Source organism: Neobacillus sp. C211 (genome assembly GCF_051842875.1).
In the GTDB taxonomy this organism is placed as follows: domain Bacteria; phylum Bacillota; class Bacilli; order Bacillales; family Cytobacillaceae; genus Neobacillus.
Window position 1 is genome coordinate 1 of sequence record NZ_JBPXRO010000107.1, and the last position, 703, is coordinate 703.

Annotated in this window: 1 protein-coding gene; it reads right to left on the minus strand. The window is 29.7% G+C overall.

From position 1 onward, the window contains the following. Positions 1-46: 46 nt before the first annotated feature. A partial coding sequence (locus tag ACSU6B_RS29235) for a hypothetical protein (protein ID WP_410889965.1) occupies positions 47-703 on the minus strand: 657 nt, incomplete at its 5' end.

The window sequence follows — 703 nt, forward strand, 5'->3', positions numbered from 1 at the left end:
GTTTGGCAACCAATAGTCAAACTGTTTTTTGTTTATTTTTATCCATCTAATTTTTTATATGATTTAACCATTGGTCTGAAATTATTTCAACCCAGTCCCTAAAAGTATTGCAATTGTCGATTTTGTAAAGTGTATATTCTGGATAGTTTTCATATGGAGTAATGAAATCAAAAAAGTGGTCAGCAGCAAACATAAGAACTTCGCCTGTTTGTTTGTGGTACATTGTAATATTTCCATTCGCTTCGAAAGCGAATAATATAAATTCTTCAGGTTTTACTTTTACTTCTATCGCTTCTTCTTGACACATTTCATTAAAATAGTCTTCAAACCCAATAAATCCAATTTGTGTATCCTCAAAGGTTAATGCGTTATTTAAATTAATTAGCCAAGTATCTTCAGGTTCATTCCATCTTTCAGTTATCCCACCGAAATTTTTTAGTAAGAGGATATGGTCAGGATGAAGTGTCTTATCAATCTCAACTTTTGTTCTGGGTTCTAAACAAAGCCAACCAAATGATTTGGAAGATTGGTTTGTCCAACCAAACAATTGATAATTTTGATTTTCATATTTGATTTTTGTAATTCTTGCTTTTTTAAGTAGTTTTGTTAAGGAAGGGAACTTTTCTTCAAATTCTTTAGAACAAATAAATGATTTTTCATCAATTACTTCTATTTTTTCGTTATCACTAAAAAACCAAGATAT